Genomic DNA, 14,118 nt, shown 5'->3' on the forward strand with positions numbered 1-14,118 from the left:
GCTGCGGGGCTCGGCGGTGGCGGTCTCCCCTGCGGGTCGACTGCCCTCCGGTGCTCGCGACTCGCTGCCCGCGCCAAACTCGCTGCGCTACGCGCCGCTCAGACAAGTGGCGCGAAGTCAGTTCACGAAGCGCGCTGCGCGCGCGGCCGCGAGTCGCTGCGCTCCTCGGCGCCACCGATGTCGCCCCGCAGCCGCCCAGGCCGCAGCGCTGCCGGCGGCAGTGGGCGTGTTCGTCGAGCGAAGTCGGGCGTCAGGCGATCAGGACGCGAGAGGCCATCGCCATCAAGGCCACGTACAGGTAGTTCATCAGCTTCTGCCGGTCGCCCTGCTTGTGGACGATGGCGGCGGTCAGGATGTCGTGCGCCATCAGCGGGATGCAGCGGGAGATCGCCTCGACGTCGGGCAGCGGCGCGTGCGGCGCGTAGTGCTGCAGCGCGGTGACGTGGGTGCGGAAGATCGCCTCGTCGTGGGCCAGCGTCGCGTCGCGCAGCGCGGGCACGGCCGGCACCATCGCGAACAGCACGGAAAGGCCCGGCTGCTCCTCGTACAGCCGGGCGCAGCGCTCCACCGTCTCGCGGATGTAGCTGAGCAGGTCCAGGCCCGTGCCGTGGCGCGGATGGGCGCCGTCCACCGCCTCGAAGATGCGGGCCAGCCAGCCGTCCAGCAGCGCGCCGACGATGCTTTCCTTGTTCGGGAAGTAGTCGTAGACGGTGCCTACCGACAGGCCCGCCGCGGCGGCGATGCGGTTGGTCGTCAGCCGGTCCAGCCCGCCCTCCTCGACCTCGCGGCCGGCGGCGGCGAGGATGCGGTCCACCTTCTCCTGCGAGCGCGCCTGGCGCGGCGCGCGGCGCACGCCGACTTCCTTGCGCGGGGGAGTTTCGGGCGTGGCGGCAGGCTTGCGGGCGCGGGTCGTAGGCATCAGCGGATCATAGCCAACCCGAGCGAAAGCTCGTGAATCGAGGGTTTGCCCGAGTTAATCCGAGTATTTGCTCGGATAGAGTCCGGGCCATGGATTCGAACACCCACAACACCGAGCTCTGCTACCTGGGCGCCACCGAGGCGCTGCACCTGTTCCGCCGCCGCGAGCTGTCGCCGGTCGAGCTGCTGGAGGCGCAGATCGCGCGCATCGAGCAGGTCGAGCCGGCGCTGAACGCGGTGCGCGCCCGCCGCTTCGAGCAGGCCCGCGAGCAGGCCCGCATCGCCGAGGCGAAGTACGCCGGCGGCGCCGGAACGGCCGGCGCGCTGGAAGGCCTGCCCACGGCACTGAAGAATGAGCACGCGCTGGTGGGCGAGCACACCGACGTCGGCTCCGTGCTCCTGGGCCAGCAGCCCGACACCGAGAACGCCCCGATCACCCAGCGCCTGCTCGACGCCGGCGCGCTGATCCACATCCGCACGCAGGTGCCCGAGCTCTGCGTGGCGCCCTTCACCCGCTCCAGGCTGCACGGCGTGACGCGCAACCCCTGGAACCCGGCGCTGAGCTGCGGCGGCTCCTCCGGCGGCAGCGGCGTGGCGCTGGCGGCCGGCATGGCGACGCTGGCCAGCGCCTCCGACATCGCCGGCTCCTCCCGCATCCCGGCCGCCTACAACGGCGTCGTCGGCCTGAAGGCCAGCTACGGCCGGGTGCCCGAGGGCTCGTACGAGTTCGCGATGAACACCTACAACCACAACGCAGTGATGGCCCGCTCGGTGGCCGACTGCGCGCTGATGTTCAACGTCGTCAACGGCCCGCATTCGCTGGACCCGGCCAGCATCAAGCCCAAGATCGAACTGCCGCTGCAGTGGCCGGGCGTCAAGGGCCTGCGCGTGGCGTTGTCGCTGGACCTGGGTTTCTTCGACGTGGACGAGGACGTGGTCCGCAACACGCTGCATGCGGCGCAATGCCTGCGCGAGCAGGGCGCGATCGTCGAGGAAGTGAAGATCGACTGGAACGCCTCGGTGCGCGAGACCTTCACGATCGGCCTGGGCTTCGTGATGGCGCGCGGCATGCGCGAGATGATCGCCGGCCGGGAGGGCGAGGTCAGCGACTTCATCATCGACACCGTCGAGACGCTGGCCGACTACACGCCCGAGGACTACATGCGCTCGATCGAGGATTCGGCGCGCATGCACCAGGCCTTGCAGGCCGTGTTCGAGCGCTACGACATCCTGCTGTGCCCGACGATGGCCCGCAACGACATGCCGGCCGAAGGCTCCGCTGAAGCTCACGGTTATCTGCTGAGCCATGCGATGACCTTCCCGTTCAACGTGCTGAGCCGCCATCCGGTGCTCAGCGTGCCCAGCGGCTTCGCGACAAGCAACGGGATGCCGACCGGCGTGCAGATCGTCGCGCCGACCTTCTGCGAGAGCGAGGTGCTGCGCGTCGGCGCCGCGCTGGAGCCGGCGATCGGCTGGTTGAAGCACCGCCCTTCGCTCTGAGACGATGTCACTGGAGACGCCCATGACGACAACAAACTCCCCGCGCCCGACCGGCTTCATCGTGCTGATGGTGGCCCTGGTCTGCGTGGCCACCAGCTTCCTGATCGCCACGCCGGGCTTCGTGTTCCTGGCCGGCTCGCAGTGGCAGTACGGGGAGACGCAGATCGGCATGTTCGTCACCGCGGACAGCATCGGCAACGCGCTGGGCCCGCTGGTGCTGTCGGGCCTGCTGAGCCGCGTGCCGGTGCGCCGCACGCTGTTCACCGCTGCGCTGGCTTTCGGCGTCAGCAATCTCTGCACCGCGCTGCACCCGGCGTTCGGAGCCACGCTCGCGCTGCGCGCCGTCTCCGGCTTCAGCAGCGGCGTGCTCGCCGGCCTGGCGATGCGCTACCTCGGCATCCACGAGAAGGCCGAGCGCAATCTCACCTGGCTGGTCATCAGCCAGACGCTCTATTCCACGCTGCTGCTGGCCGTGCTGCTGCCGGAGATCGGCGCGGCCTGGCAGGCCACCGGCGCCTTCACGCTGCTGGGCCTGCTGGCGCTGGCCTGCGCGCCGATGGCGCGCCGGTTCATGGCGGGCGAGCCGCTGACGGTCGAGCATGCGGAGGGCGGGCAGGCGAACGTCGCCGGCGCGCTGCTGGGCCTGTTCGCGCTGCTGGCGCTGAACACCGGCGTCGGCGTCGTCTGGACCTTCGTCGAGCTGCAGGGCCAGGCCGCGGGCCTCGGCGCCGAGACGGTGCAGCGGGTATTGGGTGGCTGCAATGTCGTCAGCATCGTCGGCTGCGCCGCGGTGCCCGGCGCGATCCGCCGCGGCGGCATCTTCCGCTGGACCATCGCCACGCTGCTGGCCTGCGCCGCCGCCGCGCTGGTCCTGGCGCGGCCCGGCAGCGCGGGCGCCTTCATCGGCGGCAGCCTGCTCTTCGTCGTCGCCTGGGCCACGGCGGCCACGCTGATGATGACCGCGGTGCCGATGTACGACCGCAGCGGCCGCTACGTGACGCTGATCCCCAGCGCCCTGTGCATCGGCAACGGCGTCGGCGCCGCGATCGGCGGCGCGCTGATGGAGCACTGGAGCCCGGCCCATGCCTTCGCCTTCGCGGCGGGCTGCTGCGCGCTGGCCGCCGCGGTCTTCGCGGTGCTGCGCGCCCGAGCCAAGGGCGACGGTGTCGGTGCGCCGCAGGCCGCGTGAGGCCATCAAGCCCTACGATGACGGGGACCCGGCTGCGGATCGAGTAGAGACCATGATCGAACACACGCGAAGCTACTACGCCGCCTCCGGCCTCCCGCAGCCGCTACGGCCGGCGCTGCAGGGCGCGGCCGAGGCCGACGTCTGCATCGTCGGCGCCGGCTATACGGGGCTCAATGCCGGCATCGCGCTGGCGCGGCGCGGCTACAAGGTGGCCGTGCTCGAGGCCGCCCGCGTCGGCTGGGGCGCCTCGGGCCGCAACGGCGGGCAGATCGTCCACAGCTACTCGCGCGACATCGACACCATCGCGGCCCGCTACGGCCGCAAGGTGGCGCAGCCGCTGGGCGACATGGCCTTCGAGGGCGCCGCGATCCTGCGCCGCAACGTGCACGATTTCGGCATCGACTGCCATCTGCAGGACGGTGGCATCTTCGCGGCGATCACCGACAAGCAGGCGAAGCAGCTGCAGCACCACAAGCTGCTGTGGGAAAGCCTCGGCCATCCGGGCCTGCACATCGTCACCGGCGGCGAGATGCGCAAGCTCGTGGACACCGAGCGCTACCAGGCGCTGCTGGTGGACCCGACCGGCGGGCACTTCCACCCGCTGCGGCTGGCGCAGGGCGAGGCGGCGGCGCTGGAATCGCTGGGCGGCGTGATCCATGAGCAGACGCGCGCCACGCGCATCGAGCGCGGCGCGAAGCCGGTCGTGCACACCGCGCAGGGCAGCGTGCGCGCCCGCTTCGTCATCGTCGCCTGCAACGCCTACATCGGCGACCTGGAGCCCGCGCTGCAGGCCCGCACGATGCCTTGCGGCACGCAGGTGCTGGCCACCGAGCCGCTGGGCGAGCGGGGCCGCGCGCTGCTGCCGCAGAACCACTGCGTGGAAGATCTCAACTACCTGCTCGACTACTACCGCGTCTCGGCCGACGGCCGGCTGATCTACGGCGGCGGCGTCAACTACGGCGCCCACGAGATCGGGGCGATCGAGAAGGTGATCCGGCCCAAGATGCTCAAGACCTTCCCGCAACTGGCCGACGTCAGGATCGACTACGCGTGGAGCGGCAACTTCCAGCTGACCTTGAGCCGCCTGCCCGACGTGGGCCGGCTGTCCGACACCATCTGGTACTCGCATGGCTGCTCGGGCCATGGCGTGACCTTCACGCACCTGATCGGCAATGTGCTGGCCGAGGCCATCGACGGCCAGGCGGCGCGCTTCGACGCCTTCGCGCGGCTGCCGCACCTGCCCTTCCCGGGCGGGCGGATGTTCCGCGTGCCGTTCAGCGCGCTGGGCGCCTGGTACTACGACCTGCGCGACAAGCTGGGGTTCTAGCCATGGCGCAAACCGTGTTCGAACGCCTGGCGCCGGCCGAGGCGGTGGTCGATGCCGCGCTGGCGGGCAGCGTGCTGCGACCCTTCTGGCTGGATGACGCGCCGGTGCCAGGTCTTGCCGCGCTGAAATCCGGGGTTAGCACGCAGGCCGGTCTCGCCATCGTCGGCGGCGGATACCTGGGCCTGTGGACCGCGATCCTCGCCAAGGAGCGGGATCCCGGACTGGACGTCGTGCTGCTGGAGGCGCAGCGCATCGGCCATGCCGCCTCGGGCCGCAACGGCGGCTTCTGCGAGGCCAGCCTGACGCATGGCGAGGAGAACGGCCGGCGGCGCTGGCCCGAGGAGATGGCGCAGCTGCGCGCGATGGGCGAGCGCAACCTCGATGAACTGGAGGCCACGCTGCAGCGCCATGGCATCGATTGCGATTTCGAGCGCACGGGGCTGCTGACGGTGGCCGTCGAGCCTTATCAGGTGGCACAGCTGCAGGATGGGCTCGACGCGGCCGCCGTGCGCGCAGAGCTGGATTCGCCGACCTATCTGGGCGGCCGGTGGGAACGCGAGGGCTGCGCGCTGGTGCATCCGGGCAAGCTGGTGGCGGGCCTCGCGCGGGTGGCGGCGCAACTGGGCGTGCGGCTGCACGAGCAGTCGCCGGTGCGCCGGCTGCGGCGTGACGCTGGGCGCATCGCGCTCGATGCGGGTGACGGTGCGGTGAGCGCCGGTCGGGTCGTCCTCGCCACCAACGTCTTTCCCTCGCTGCTCAAGCGCTATCGCCGCCACACGGTGCCGGTCTACGACTACGTGCTGATGAGCGAGCCCTTGTCCGCGCGGCAACTGGACAGCATCGGCTGGCAGAACCGCCAGGGCGTGGCCGACATGGGCAACCAGTTCCACTACTACCGGCTGACGCGGGACCGCCGCATCCTGTTCGGCGGCTATGACGCGGTCTATCACTTCGGCGGGCGGATCAGGCCGGAGTACGAGGACCGGGCCGCCTCCTTCCGCACGCTGGCCGGCCATTTCTTCACCACCTTCCCGCAGCTGGAAGGGCTCCGCTTCACGCACCGCTGGGGCGGCGTGATCGACACCTCCGCGCGCTTCTGCGCCTTCTTCGGCGATGGCTACGACGGTCGCGTCGCCCACGCGGCGGGCTTCACCGGACTGGGCGTCGGCGCCACGCGTTTCGCGGCGAACGTGCTGCTCGACAAGGTCTTCGGCCTGGACACCGAGCGCACCCGGCTGCGCATGGTGCGCGAGCGGCCGATGCCCTTTCCGCCCGAGCCGCTCGCCTGGGGCGCGATCACCGCGGTGCGCCGCGCGCTCGATGCGGCCGACCACGACGAGGGCCGGCGAGGCCTGCTGCTGCGCGGCCTCGATGCGATGGGCCTGGGCTTCGATTCCTGAAAGAAGGTCACGATGAAGAACGAACTGCTGCCGCCCAACGCGGTCCTGAACACCACCGCGCTGACGCTCGAACTGAGCGCCATGCCGCCCGAGCGGGAGGTGGCGGGCCAGTCCCGCGTCGGCGCGGTCCCGCTGGCCGTGCTGGGCGGCTGCGAAGTCGGCATCTGGGAACTGACGCCGGGTACCAGCACCGATGTCGAGATCGACGAGGTCTTCGTCGTGCTCGCCGGCGAAGCCACGGTCGCCTTCGATGACGGCACGCCGGCCTTGCGCCTCTATCCGGGCGCCATCGGCCGCCTGGCCGCAGGCGCCCGCACCACCTGGACCGTGACCGAGACGCTGCGGAAGGTCTACCTCGCATGAGCATCGGACTGAACCACATCGCCGGCCGCTGGCAGCCCGCCGCCTCGGGCGCCACGCGCGAGGTGATCGACCCGGCCGACGGCAGCGCGATCGGCCTCGTCACCGACAGCGCGGCCGAGGACGCGCAGGCCGCCATCGCCGCCGCGCGCCATGCCTTCGACATCGACGGCAGCTGGCGCCGCACCGCCGGCCCGAAGCGCGCCGCGCTGCTGCTGCGCGTGGCCGACGCCATCGCCGCGCGCACCGAGGAACTCGCGGTGCTCGACTCCCGCGACAACGGCAAGCCGCTGCGCGAGGCCCGCGCCGACATCGAGGACGCCGCCGCCTGCTTCCGCTTCTACGCCGGCCTGATCGGCATGCCGCAGGGCGGTGTCCACGAAGTCACCGATGCCTTCGGCCCGATGCAGTCGATCTCGATGCACGAGCCGATCGGCGTCTGCGCCTTGATCACGCCCTGGAACTATCCGCTGCTGATGGCCACCTGGAAGCTCGCGCCGGCGCTGGCGGCGGGCAACTGCGTGGTGTTCAAGCCCAGCGAGCTGACGCCGTTGTCGGCCATCGTCCTGTTCGAGATCCTCGAGCAGTGCGGCCTCCCGCCGGGCACCGCGAATCTGGTGCTCGGCACCGGCCTGGCGGTCGGCGCGGTGCTGGCCGGGAGCGAGGACGTGGACATGATCGTCTTCACCGGCAGCACGCGCACCGGCCAGGCGATCGCGCGGGCGGCGGCGGGCAACCTGAAGAAGGTCGGGCTGGAGCTGGGCGGCAAGTCGCCCAACGTGATCTTCGCGGACGCGGACCTGGAAGGCGCCGTCGAATGGGCGATGGTGGGCGTGTTCTTCAACCAGGGCGAGGTCTGTTCGGCCGGCGCGCGGATCCTCGTGGAAGCGTCGATCAAGGACCGCTTCGTCGCGCGGCTGGCCGAGCGGGCGCGGGCGATGACGATCGGCCGCGGGCTCGGCGATCCCGACATCGGCGCGCTGGTCTCCGAGGCGCAACTGCAGCGCGTGCTGGGCTTCGTCGAGCGGGCGGCGGGCGAGGGCGCCCGGGTGGTCTGCGGCGGGCGGCGCCACGGCGACGTTGGCTTCTTCATGCAACCCACGGTGCTGGACGACTGCACGCCCGCGATGGAGATCGTCCGCGAGGAGGTCTTCGGCCCGGTCGCCTCCATCCAGGCCTTCTCGACCGAGGACGAGGCCATCGCGATGGCCAACGACACGCCCTACGGCCTGGCCGGCGGCGTGTTCACGAGCGACGGCGCTCGGGCGCTGCGCGTGGTGCGCGCGCTGCGGGCCGGCGTGACCTGGATCAATTGCTACAACCCGACCTTCACCGAGGCGCCGTGGGGCGGCTGCAAGCGCAGCGGCTACGGGCGTGAACTGGGCGCGAACGGGCTGCTGGAGTACCAGCACGTCAAGCAGGTCAACACGAATCTGCGGCCGGGGCCGCTGGGGTGGTACGAGGAGAGAAGGCCATGAGCGGCCGCGGTGCCGGCACCGCGCGGCCGCCTAAGCTGCCAGCATCCCGAGCGTGCGTGCCCGCATGACCGCCTGCCGGCGCGAGCCGGCCTCAAGCTTGCCGTACAGGCCCTTGAGGTGCCACTTCACCGTCTCGGCGCTGACGCCCATGATCCGGGCGATCTCCTTGTTGGTGTAGCTGCGGGTCAGCAGGTCCAGCACCTCGGCCTCCTTGGCCGTCAGCGTGCGGCGCGGCGCGGCCGGCACCGCGGCGGCCGGGGCCGCCTGCGGCTGTGGTTCGGCCTGCTGAGCCTGCCCGCAGGCCAGCAGCCGCAACACGGCCTGCGGGTTCATCGTCTTGAAGGCCTCGTCGTGCTGCTGAGCCGCGTGGGCCTGGCGCGCGTAGCGGTAGGCCTGCGCCATGTCGTCGGCCTCGGCCCAGGCTTGCGCGGTGGTGGCGAGCAGCGCGGGCGTGGGCTTCCAGCCGGCCACGCTGCTGCCGCGGCTGAGCGCCTCCTCGGCGAAGTGGATCTCGGCGCTCGGGGCGGTGATGCTCGGCGGCGGGGCCAGGCGGCAGCGCCGGTGGACCAGGGCCAGCGCCTCGCCGAGGTCGACGGCCAGCGAGCGGAAGTCGTGGCGCTCGATCAGCGCGCCGGCCTCGTCGGCGATGGCCAGGGCGCGCTCGCCGTCGCGAACCTGCGCCAGCGCGCGTACCTGCTTGACCAGGCTCAGCGCGAGGTTGCCGTACGAGCGGTACTCGCGGAAGACGCGGATCGCCTCGTCCATCACCTCGATGGCCTCCAGGTAGCGGCCCAGCTCCGCCAGCGTCAGCGCCAGGTCGTTGCAGGCCATGGCCGTCTTCACGCCCGGCGGCGTGGACCGCAGCGCGGCCAGCGCGGCATTGAGCATCTGCTCGCTGTCCTGCAGGCGGCCCAGGCGCCGCAGCACGCCGCCGACATGGGTCAGGCAGATGCCGATCAGCATCGGCCATCCGGTGCGGCGCGCCTGGCTCGCGGCGGCCTCCAGGTAGGCCGCGGCGCCTTCGAGATCGCCCAGCTCCAGGCAGCCGTTGCCGGCGTTCACCAGCAGGATGCAATAGGGCTGCAGCAGGCCCATGTCCAGCGCCAGCGGCGCGCACTGGGCGAACAGCGCCGTGGCCCGCGCGGGCTCGCGCAGCGCCAGTGAAAAGGCTTCCAGCGACAGGCGCATGAACTCGCCGGCCGGGCCGCCGTCGGGCCAGTCGCGCAGGCCGTTCATCGCGGCCTGCACCTGGGCGGCGTCGGCGCTGAGCAGGTATTCGCACAGCGCCCGGCCGCGCGCGATGCCCTCGCGCTGCGCATCGCGGCCGCCGGTGAAGAAGCGTAGCGCCTGCTCGTGGGCGATGAGTTCGCGGGCACGCTCGCCGGTGGCCTTGGCGAGCGCCGCCTCGGCCAGCCAGGCGTCGCCCTCGGCGTCGGCGTCCTGCGTCGGCATCAGGTGGGCGCGGGCGCGGTCCAGCTCGGCCCGGGCATCGTCGAGGCGGCATTGCAGCGTGGCGATCTCGCAGGCGGCGAGCGCGAGCCGCGCCGTCAGCGCACGGGCCAGGTCGGGGGGGACGGCGAGCGCCCCGGGCGCCTGTGAATCCGGCACTTCCAGAAGGCGCTGCCCGGCGCCGGCGATCAGCTCCAGCGCACGCGCGCTGTCGCGCTGGCGCAGATGCCACGCCAGTTCGGTCATCCTCTCCACGCGGGCGGGCCCGTACGCGGATTCGAGCGCCCTCTCCAGCGCCCGCAGTTCTTCTTCGTCAACGGCGAACTTCATCCGAAAAGTCTATTGACCCCATCGGCCCCGAAAGCCGGGAGGCACTCAGGGATTGCCCTGGTTTCGGCTCGGCAATGCACGCAAACCGCCCGGAAACAAGGGTTTACATCGGGCGGGTTTCCCTGAGCCGCCGCGGCGGCCCCCTACCCACGCCGGGGGGGAGGCAGGCGAAGACCCGCTGGCTAAGGTCCGGTCACCTGTCTCAAGGAATCCAAGCATGCAAGACCTGACCCCCTTCGGCGGGCGGCAACGATGGGCGCTGGCTGCCATCGCCGCGCTCGCCGTGGCGCCCGCCGCGCACGCGACGCAACTGGTGCCGCAGAACCTCACGCAGATGATCGCCAAGGCCGACACCATCGTCGCCGGCCGCGTCACTTCAGTCTCCGACGGCATCAGCCCCGAGGGCGTGCCCTACACCGAGGTGACGCTGAAGCTCAGCGCCGCGCCGAAGCCTGTCGTCGCCGCCGCTGCCGCCAGCCGTGGCAGCAGCCGGGCAGCCGCCAGCCAGAGCGCTGCCGCCGCCCCGGCCACCTACACCTTCCGCCAGTACGGCCTGCTCAAGCCGCGCCGCATGAGCGACGGACGATACCTGCTGCCCGCCCGCATCGAAGGCATGCCGACCTGGCGCGTCGGCGAGCAGGTGATGAGCTTCATGAACAAGCCCGCCGCGCGCACCGGCCTGACCACGCCAGTCGGCCTGGCCCAGGGCAAGCTGACGATCGAGGGCACGCGCGCCGTCAACGCCTTCAACAACGTGGGCCTGTTCGACAAGGTGCAGGTGTCCGCCGGCCTGCTGCAGGGCAGGGAGGCCGCGATGCTGGGCCAGACCAGCGGCGGGGTGGACCTCGCCGTGCTGCAGGGCCTGGTGCAACGGGCCGTCAAGGGCAACTGGGTCAGCTCGGGAGCGATGCGCTGATGAACAAGACGATGAACAAGATGATGCTGCGCGGCCTGCTGCTGCTCTGCGCCGCCCCGCTGGTGCATGCCGCCGGGCCGCTGTACCTCGACGGCAACCCGGTCCACCCGAAGCCGCTGCGCTGGGACACCAGCCAGGGCCCGGTCAAGGTCTATACCGACGTCGGTGACTTCTCGCGGCGCAACGACGGGACGACCTTCCTGAGCGAAACACAGGCTAACGCGATCACGGCTTTCGCGCTGAAGCAGTGGAGCTCGGTGCCCACGTCGACCTGGCGCGCCGAGACGGACCCGGCGAAGTTCACCCGCTTCACCGACGTGCCCAGCATCGGCCAGGACGTGCACGACGCCGCCACCGCGGCGCTGGTCTACGGCCACTACAACCAGGGCGGCTTCTACGTGATCTACGACGTGGACGGCTCGATCCTGCAGGACTACTTCGGCCTGCCGCGCGACCAGATCCTGGGCATGGCCATGCCCGAGATCGCCGAGGACCGCGATGGCGACGGCTACGCCGAGACCATCGTCAAGGCCACGGCGATCATGAACGGCTGGATGGTCGTGCACGAGACGCCCCCGCCCGGCCAGCGCGCGCTGCCGCCGGCCGACACCGACGGCTCGCGCTACGCCTCGATCTTCACGCACGAGTTCGGCCATGCGCTGAACCTCTCGCATTCGCAGGTCAACGGGCAGCTCGCCTTCCTCAGCTGGCCCGACTACGACCGCAGCCTCTACCCCGGCGTGAAGGGCTGCGTCGCGCCCGTGCACCACTGGCTGGACGGCCCGGCGGCGACCAAGATCGACCCGAAGTACGTGGAGACGATGTTCCCCTACGCCGACCCGCAGAACGTCGCCCGCGGCCGCTCGATCGGCGTGGAGATGAGCACGGTGGACCGGCCCGACGACATCGCCGCGATATCGAACCTCTATCCCACGGCGGACTACGCCAGCCGCACCGGCACCATCGCCGGCACCCTGGTGCTGAAGGACGGCCGCACCGGCTACAGCGGCATCAACATCATCGCCCGCAACGTGGCCGACCCGCTGGGCGACGCGGTCTCCGCGATCAGCGGCGACCAGACGCAGGGCCTGCTCGGGCCGGACGGCAGCTTCCGCATCAACAACCTGAAGCCGGGCGCGAGCTACGTGCTCTACCTGGAGGAGATCACCGCCGGCGGCTACCCGACGACGCCGACGATGCTGATCTCGCAGGCCGAGTACTGGAACGCCGGCGAGAGCAGCAACCCCGACGCCGACACCCCGTGCATGCAGACGGCGATCACCGCCGAGGCGGGCGTCGTGAAGACCGCCAGCTTCGTCTTCAACGGCCATGCCGACGGTGTGCAGTACAGCTTCCTCACCTCGGGCTACCTGACCAGCCTGTCGACCGACGGCCGGCGCGCCGGCGGCATGGTGGGCGAGGGCGTGCCGCTGATCTGGGATGCGCTGGCGGGCGTCGCGGTGCCGCCGACCGAGCTGGAGCTGATGGCCTCGGGCAACGGCACGATCTCGCGCGACGGCCGGCAGCTGCTGGTGCAGGCGAACTTCGACGGCCGCATCAACACCGACCCCTACGGCGGCCCCGACTACAAGCTCAAGCAGATGGCGCTGTGGAACCTGGAGACCGGCGCGCTGAAGGCACTGGGCGCCTTGAGCGACCACTGCGGCCTGGACGGCAACGGCGGCAGCACCAGCAGCTACGGCTGGGGCCTGAACGCCGATGCCACCGCGGCCGTGGGCGGCGCCGTCAACCAGAACCCCGACGGCAGCTGCGTGCAGATGGACTACAACACCGGCCAGGGCCTGGAGAACGCGCCCTACCTGTGGACGCAGGACGCCGGCGGTCGCGCGCTGAGCATGCTGGGCGTGGACCTGAGCTGGACGCCCTGGGTGCGCGCCGCGGCGGTGGGCGGCAGCGGCGACAGCCTGGTCGTCGTCGGCCATGCGAGCTACAGCCAGGCCTTCGCCTGGACGAAGCAGTCCGCCAAGCCGATCGCGCTGACGCCGCTGACCGGCGCCACCTCCGCCGAGGTCATCAACGCCGACGCCACCCGCGTCCCGCTGGCGACGCCCACCGGCATGCTGCTGTGGAACCCGCAGCTGGGCACCATCGCCAAGGCCTTCCAGAACGCCAGCAGCCCGAAGTACTGCATCGACTTCCCCTTCAGCAGCTGGGACGGCGTGGACTACTGCAGCACGCAGGGGCCGGCCTGGGTGGAAGCCAACTACGGCGTGCCCGGCCTGTCCATCTCCAGCATCAGCGATGACGGCCGCGTCGTGCTCGCCCGCGTCGGCAGCTTCTTCACCAGCTTCGCCGGCTTCATGTGGGTGGAGGACGCGGGCTGGATCAAGCTGAACGACTTCTTCCGCAGGCAGGGCGTCGTCGAGGCCGCGCTGTACGGCATGGACAACCCGCTGGCCGTGGCCGGCAACGGCACCGCGCTGGTGGGCGGGCTGACCGGCGTGCCGATGACCTGGTACGTGGACATGAAGAAGGCCTTTGTCTGCCGCGCCGGCGCGTCGACCGAGGTCGACTTCCCTGCCGGCTTCGCCGCTGCCGTCAAGGCCGGCGCGCAGGCGGGCCGCTGCGAGAACCTCTGAACCTGGAACCCACTGACATCATGATGATGAAGAAGACCACTTTCACCCGACCGGCCGCCGCCGCCGCGCTGCTGCTGGCCGCCGCTGCCGTCGTCACGCCGGCGCAGGCGCAGCTGAACTTCTACGACTCGCAGGCGGGCTTCAATGCCGCCAGCACCGCGCGCGAGGTCGACAGCTTCGATGACCTGTTCTGGGCCGCCGGCCCGAGCTACATCGTGCGCAACACCGGCAGCTACAGCTACTACGGCTTCTCGCTGATGCCCGACGGCAGCTACTCGAACTTCTACAACGCCGGCACCGACAGCGACGTCTGGCTCTCCACCGACCAGTCCACCGACACGATCAGCTTCCAGTTCAACGACAACAAGGTCTACGCGGTGGGCGGCTACTTCTTCGCCACCGACCTGAACGGCAGCTATATGGGCGGCCAGTCGCTGCGCCTCGATGCGCTGGACGCGGACGGGCACGAACTGGTGAAGATCATCGACAAGGCCTCGCCGAATACGTTCTACGGCTTTGCCTCGTCGAGCCCGATCCTGTTCTTCGAGATCAGCGCGCTGCAGCCGAGCGGGGACTATGCGTGGGCGGCGGCGAATGACCTGACCCTGGGTGGGCTGGCGGCGGCGGTGCCGGAGCCGGCGGGGTATGGGT

Annotated in this window: 11 protein-coding genes; 9 read left to right on the forward strand and 2 right to left on the reverse strand. The window is 71.0% G+C overall.

Going from position 1 to position 14,118, the window contains the following annotated elements:
- Positions 1 to 250: 250 nt before the first annotated feature.
- On the reverse strand, positions 251 to 919 hold the full coding sequence (locus tag B0W88_RS22610) for a TetR/AcrR family transcriptional regulator (RefSeq protein ID WP_077036888.1): 669 nt from the start codon (positions 917 to 919) through the stop codon (positions 251 to 253).
- A gap of 89 nt (positions 920 to 1,008) precedes the next feature.
- Between B0W88_RS22610 and B0W88_RS22615 the strand changes: the two genes are divergently transcribed.
- The 6 genes from B0W88_RS22615 to B0W88_RS22640 are packed head-to-tail and all read left to right on the forward strand — an operon-like array spanning position 1,009 to position 8,172.
- The gene (locus B0W88_RS22615; RefSeq protein ID WP_077036889.1) at positions 1,009 to 2,418 is read left to right on the forward strand and encodes an amidase; all 1,410 of its coding nucleotides are present in this window, start codon (positions 1,009 to 1,011) and stop codon (positions 2,416 to 2,418) included.
- Positions 2,419 to 2,440: 22 nt separating this feature from the next.
- Positions 2,441 to 3,607 carry an MFS transporter gene (locus tag B0W88_RS22620; RefSeq protein WP_077036890.1) on the forward strand — a complete coding sequence of 389 codons (1,167 nt, stop codon included), beginning with the start codon at positions 2,441 to 2,443 and terminating at the stop codon, positions 3,605 to 3,607.
- Positions 3,608 to 3,659: 52 nt separating this feature from the next.
- Positions 3,660 to 4,934, forward strand: coding sequence for an FAD-binding oxidoreductase (locus tag B0W88_RS22625; RefSeq protein WP_077036891.1), 1,275 nt, complete (start codon positions 3,660 to 3,662; stop codon positions 4,932 to 4,934).
- A 2-nt stretch (positions 4,935 to 4,936) separates the two neighbouring features.
- Complete coding sequence (locus B0W88_RS22630) at positions 4,937 to 6,334, forward strand: FAD-binding oxidoreductase (RefSeq protein WP_077036892.1); 1,398 nt, start codon at positions 4,937 to 4,939, stop codon at positions 6,332 to 6,334.
- Positions 6,335 to 6,346: 12 nt separating this feature from the next.
- Entirely contained in the window at positions 6,347 to 6,697 is a 351-nt protein-coding gene (locus B0W88_RS22635; RefSeq protein ID WP_077036893.1) for a cupin domain-containing protein, read from the forward strand.
- On the forward strand, positions 6,694 to 8,172 hold the full coding sequence (locus tag B0W88_RS22640) for an aldehyde dehydrogenase family protein (protein WP_077036894.1): 1,479 nt from the start codon (positions 6,694 to 6,696) through the stop codon (positions 8,170 to 8,172). The genes B0W88_RS22635 and B0W88_RS22640 overlap by 4 nt, the downstream gene beginning before the upstream one ends.
- 30 nt (positions 8,173 to 8,202) lie before the next feature.
- Here the strand turns inward: B0W88_RS22640 and B0W88_RS34860 are convergent, their stop codons facing one another.
- On the reverse strand, positions 8,203 to 9,951 hold the full coding sequence (locus B0W88_RS34860; protein WP_077036895.1) for a LuxR family transcriptional regulator: 1,749 nt from the start codon (positions 9,949 to 9,951) through the stop codon (positions 8,203 to 8,205).
- A gap of 217 nt (positions 9,952 to 10,168) precedes the next feature.
- Between B0W88_RS34860 and B0W88_RS22650 the strand changes: the two genes are divergently transcribed.
- The 3 genes from B0W88_RS22650 to B0W88_RS22660 all read left to right on the forward strand — a co-directional run.
- Entirely contained in the window at positions 10,169 to 10,867 is a 699-nt protein-coding gene (locus B0W88_RS22650) for a hypothetical protein (RefSeq protein WP_083748990.1), read from the forward strand.
- Complete coding sequence (locus B0W88_RS22655; protein ID WP_083748991.1) at positions 10,867 to 13,467, forward strand: hypothetical protein; 2,601 nt, start codon at positions 10,867 to 10,869, stop codon at positions 13,465 to 13,467. Before B0W88_RS22650 ends, B0W88_RS22655 begins: the two co-directional genes overlap by 1 nt.
- Positions 13,468 to 13,493: 26 nt before the next feature.
- On the forward strand, positions 13,494 to 14,118 hold a 625-nt coding region (locus B0W88_RS22660; protein ID WP_158080920.1), incomplete at its 3' end, for a hypothetical protein.

The organism is Pelomonas sp. KK5 (assembly GCF_001984095.1).
Lineage (GTDB): Bacteria > Pseudomonadota > Gammaproteobacteria > Burkholderiales > Burkholderiaceae_C > KK5.

Coding starts and splice junctions, on each gene's coding strand:
- B0W88_RS22610 (WP_077036888.1), bottom strand. CDS start 919: ATGCCTACGACCCGCGCCCGCAAGCCTGCCGCCACGCCCGAAACTCCC.
- B0W88_RS22615 (WP_077036889.1), top strand. CDS start 1,009: ATGGATTCGAACACCCACAACACCGAGCTCTGCTACCTGGGCGCCACC.
- B0W88_RS22620 (WP_077036890.1), top strand. CDS start 2,441: ATGACGACAACAAACTCCCCGCGCCCGACCGGCTTCATCGTGCTGATG.
- B0W88_RS22625 (WP_077036891.1), top strand. CDS start 3,660: ATGATCGAACACACGCGAAGCTACTACGCCGCCTCCGGCCTCCCGCAG.
- B0W88_RS22630 (WP_077036892.1), top strand. CDS start 4,937: ATGGCGCAAACCGTGTTCGAACGCCTGGCGCCGGCCGAGGCGGTGGTC.
- B0W88_RS22635 (WP_077036893.1), top strand. CDS start 6,347: ATGAAGAACGAACTGCTGCCGCCCAACGCGGTCCTGAACACCACCGCG.
- B0W88_RS22640 (WP_077036894.1), top strand. CDS start 6,694: ATGAGCATCGGACTGAACCACATCGCCGGCCGCTGGCAGCCCGCCGCC.
- B0W88_RS34860 (WP_077036895.1), bottom strand. CDS start 9,951: ATGAAGTTCGCCGTTGACGAAGAAGAACTGCGGGCGCTGGAGAGGGCG.
- B0W88_RS22650 (WP_083748990.1), top strand. CDS start 10,169: ATGCAAGACCTGACCCCCTTCGGCGGGCGGCAACGATGGGCGCTGGCT.
- B0W88_RS22655 (WP_083748991.1), top strand. CDS start 10,867: ATGAACAAGACGATGAACAAGATGATGCTGCGCGGCCTGCTGCTGCTC.